Source organism: Candidatus Protofrankia californiensis (assembly GCF_900634765.1).
Classification (GTDB): domain Bacteria; phylum Actinomycetota; class Actinomycetes; order Frankiales; family Frankiaceae; genus Protofrankia; species Protofrankia californiensis.
In genome coordinates this window covers 6,252-10,015 of the sequence record NZ_CAAAFT010000073.1, presented here as the reverse complement: position 1 = coordinate 10,015, position 3,764 = coordinate 6,252, and the positions used below count along the sequence as shown (strand labels likewise).

Sequence of the window (3,764 nt, the reverse complement as noted above, 5' to 3'; positions counted from 1 at the left end):
ATCTGAAGGGCAAGCAAGTTAAACGACAAGCTAGTGCCTCGTCGACCGACAGCCCAACATCCTTCACGAGTATCCGTCGAACCATCACCGGACCGATAGAGCTCACAGACTCGTGGAACGCCCATCGCAGCCGGGCCCTCCCTGCGCCACCAGCCAGCGGTGCGAGCCGCCGTCCCGCGGGACCTCCTCATACCCCAGGCTCTGCAGCACACGCAGCAGCTGCCGCGGCTTCATCGCGGGGAACGGATTGGACATAGAGCGTGATCCTGCCACCACCCTGCCGATTGGACGTCAGATGGTCCTCCTGGCAACCCGCCCAGGGTGCTACGGGGTGGTCTGTCGATCCAGGGTCCGCGATGCCCGTTCTGTCCGTAGCCTGATGGAGAAGGTAGGCCTGACCTTGAACGGTGAGTGGTCGCTCCATGGCCGGCCGAGCGTGGTCTACGCCATCACCCGGGAGACGTGGGCGGCACGCACCGGCGGATGAGACGTCAGGGACGGATCGCCACCGCGTCGACAGCCAGCATCTCGCGGAACAGATCGTCCAGACTGCGCGCGACCGGACCGTCCAGCCAGGTCATGCCGCAGGACGGGCGCTCCTCCACCGGGATGTCCGTCACCACCGCGACCCGACCGCCCCGCCGCATAACCTTCGGTTTCCGGCCGGAACGGATCTCGCCGTCACCGCACACGTCACAGCGCACTACCGCCTCCTCCGAAAGTCGTCCGACCACTCGGACGGAACCGGGCCGGATCAGACGTTGAAGCGGAATTCGACGACGTCGCCGTCGGCCATGACGTAATCCTTGCCCTCGATACGGACGCGGCCGGCCGCGCGGGCGGCGACCATGGAGCCCGCCGCCATCAGGTCGTCGAAGGAGACCACCTCGGCCTTGATGAACCCGCGCTGGAAGTCGGTGTGGATGACACCCGCGGCCTCGGGCGCGGTCGCACCGACTTTGATCGTCCAGGCTCGTGACTCCTTCGGCCCGGCCGTCAGGTAGGTCTGCAGGCCCAGCGTGTGGAAGCCGATCCGGGCCAACTGCGCCAGACCGCTCTCGGACTGCCCGAGGGACTCCAGGAGTTCAGCGGCGTCCTCGTCGGGGAGCTCGGTCAGCTCGGCCTCGACCTTCGCGCACAGCACCACCGCGTCGGCGGGGGCGACCAGAGCGGCGAGTTCCTTGTGCCGGCCCTCGTCGGCGAGAGCGTCCTCGTCCACGTTGAACACGTACAGGAACGGCTTGGCCGTCAGCAGGAACAGCTCCCGCAGCGCCGCCCGGTCGACGCTCGGCTCGGACGACAGGGTGCGGCCGGCGTCGAGCACCTCGCGGGCGTGCTTCATGGCGGCGAGCAGTCCCTGCTTGCCCTTGTCCACCCGGGCTTCCTTCTCCAGTTTGGGAAGGCGTGCGTCGATGGTCTGCAGGTCGGCGAGGACCAGTTCGGTGTTGACGGTGGCGATGTCGTCGGCGGGGTCGACCCGACCGTCCACATGGACGACGTCCGGGTCGGAGAAGACCCGGACGACCTGGCAGACCGCGTCCGACTCGCGGATGTTGGCCAGGAACCTGTTCCCGAGCCCCTGGCCCTCGGACGCGCCGCGGACCAGCCCGGCGATGTCGACGAAGCTGACCGTTGCCGGCACCGTGCGGACGCTGTGGAAGACCCCGGCGAGCCGGTCGAGGCGGGGGTCCGGGACACCGACGACGCCGACGTTCGGCTCGATGGTGGCGAACGGGTAGTTCGCGGCCAGGACGTCGTTGCGGGTCAGCGCGTTGAACAGGGTCGACTTGCCGACGTTGGGTAGTCCGACGATCCCGATCGACAAGCCCATGGGGTCGCAGTCTACGGTGCCGGCCGCCGTCTGCGGCATCCGGACAAGTCAGGGATCGGCCGCTCATCCGGCGCCGCCCGGCACTCTGTACTTCCGTCCCGTGCCACATGGGGACAACATCGAAGAGATGTAACTGACGGTGGCATGGCAGGAGTGTGGGTGCCATGAAGCTCGTCCTGGGCAAGACCGGCAAGGGCACAATCGGCAAGGTCGGCAAAATCGGCAAGACTGTCGTGCGGGCGCTGCCCGCTCTCGTCCTCGCGGCGGCGTGTGCCGCCTGCGCCGATGCGGGCAGCGCAGGTCCGGGCGCCGCGGCCGTGAACCCGACCTTTCCGCCGAAGGCCGGTACCACGGTGTCGACGGATGCGGCGGCGTCCGCGGGCACGAGCCGTGCCGTGGGTGGCACCGGCGACGGCACCGGTAGGGACACTGTCCCGGTGCGCTGTGCCACCCCGGATCTCGAGCTGTCGACCGCACCGCCGGCCGGCGGCAGCGGCATGGGCCACCAGGGCCTTGTGCTCGTGTTCACGAACAGGACGCGCAACGCCTGTGTCCTCACCGGCTATCCGGGTGTGGCCGCCCGGGACGGCAGGGGCCAAGACGCCGGGAACGCCGCCCGCACCACCATCGGCTCCATCTTCCCGGTGACCTCCCAGGGGCGTGTCGTGCTGGAACCGAACGGCAGCGCGTCCGCCGGCGTTGAGTGGACGGTCGTTCCGTCCGGGGACCAGACCAGGTGCCCGTCCTACGCCGGTCTGCGGGTGACCCCACCGGGAGACACCCGCAGCCTCGAACTGGCCCAGGAGGTCGATTTCTGCGGCAGTTTCCAGGTTCATCCGGTCGTGCCCGGCGCCGCGGCGGGCGCTTGAGAGCGCCACAGCGGTTGCAGCCGCCACGGCGGTTGCGGGTACTACTGTGGGTGGCCGGCACCGCGGTGGCGGCGGGCACCCGGTGGGCGGCTGACGACGCCCGGTGAATTGATCGTCACCGGGGCAGCCGGGGCAGCCGGCGGATACCTCCGGAGGGATACCTCCGGAGAAGTGTCGGACGTCCGTGATTGCCTGTGCGCCATGGAAGCCACGACCGTGCTGTTCTTTCTCGTCGGCCTGCTGCTGGGTGTTGGCGGGGGCTTCGCCGCCGGTCGCCGAGCCGGCGACGTGCGCCTCGACGCGTTCGTGGCCGAGCACAGCCGCACGGCGCGCGAGCTGGAGACGCTGCGCCGGGCTGAACACGCCGCGCTGGAGCGGGCGGCACTGGCCGAGGTCGACCTCGCGGGGATGCGGACGGCGCTCGACCACGAACGGCGGTCCGCGACCGAGCGTGTGGGCCTGGTCGAGCAGAGCCAGCAGCGCCTCGGCGAAGCGTTCCAGGCCTTGTCCGCGCAGGCGCTGGAGGGCGCAAGCCGCCAGTTCCTCGAACTTGCCTCGGCCCGTCTCCAGGAAGTCGGCGCCCACGCCACCGGCGACCTGGAGCAGCGCCGAGCCGCGGTCGAACACCTCGTCGGGCCCCTGCGCGAGGTCCTCGGCAAGATGGAGCACCGCCTTGCGGATCTGGAGGCCTCGCGTATCGAGGCCTACGCGACCCTTGTCGAGCAGGTTCGCGGCGTCCAACAGGCGTCCGAGGGCCTGCGGGCCGAGACCGCGGCGCTGGTCACGGCGCTGCGCAAGCCCCAGGCTCGCGGAGCCTGGGGGGAGATGCAGCTGCGACGGGTGGTCGAGGTCGCCGGGATGATCGCCCGATGCGACTTCACCGAACAACCGAGCACCGTCACCGAAGACGGTGTGCGACGACCGGACATGGTCGTTCATCTTGCGGGTGAGAGAAACATCGTCGTGGACTCGAAAGTGCCACTGCTGGCCTTCCTCGAGGCCATCGAGGCTCGCGACGAACAGACCCGCGACGAACGGCTCACCGCCCACGCACGGCAGCTACG

5 protein-coding genes are annotated in these 3,764 nt (G+C 69.5%); 2 read left to right on the top strand and 3 right to left on the bottom strand.

What is annotated here, in order from left to right:
* Window positions 1-102: 102 nt before the first annotated feature.
* The 3 genes from DD1DGNOD_RS27740 to ychF form a co-directional block, all read right to left on the bottom strand.
* Window positions 103-255: a type II toxin-antitoxin system HicA family toxin gene (locus DD1DGNOD_RS27740; protein ID WP_206442948.1), complete on the bottom strand. Its 153-nt coding sequence runs from the start codon at window positions 253-255 to the stop codon at window positions 103-105.
* A gap of 236 nt (window positions 256-491) precedes the next feature.
* Window positions 492-704, bottom strand: a complete 213-nt coding sequence (locus DD1DGNOD_RS04620; RefSeq protein ID WP_165034746.1) for a YgiT-type zinc finger protein — start codon at window positions 702-704, stop codon at window positions 492-494.
* 50 nt (window positions 705-754) lie between these two features.
* Entirely contained in the window at window positions 755-1,831 is a 1,077-nt protein-coding gene (ychF, locus tag DD1DGNOD_RS04615) for a redox-regulated ATPase YchF (protein WP_131765361.1), read from the bottom strand.
* Window positions 1,832-1,995: 164 nt separating this feature from the next.
* Here ychF and DD1DGNOD_RS04610 point away from each other — a divergent pair, with 164 nt between their 5' ends.
* Together DD1DGNOD_RS04610 and DD1DGNOD_RS04605 are read left to right on the top strand one after the other, a co-directional pair.
* Window positions 1,996-2,700 carry a DUF4232 domain-containing protein gene (locus tag DD1DGNOD_RS04610; protein ID WP_131769525.1) on the top strand — a complete coding sequence of 235 codons (705 nt, stop codon included), beginning with the start codon at window positions 1,996-1,998 and terminating at the stop codon, window positions 2,698-2,700.
* 201 nt (window positions 2,701-2,901) lie between these two features.
* The coding region (locus tag DD1DGNOD_RS04605) for a DNA recombination protein RmuC (protein ID WP_131769528.1) at window positions 2,902-3,764 on the top strand (863 nt) is incomplete at its 3' end.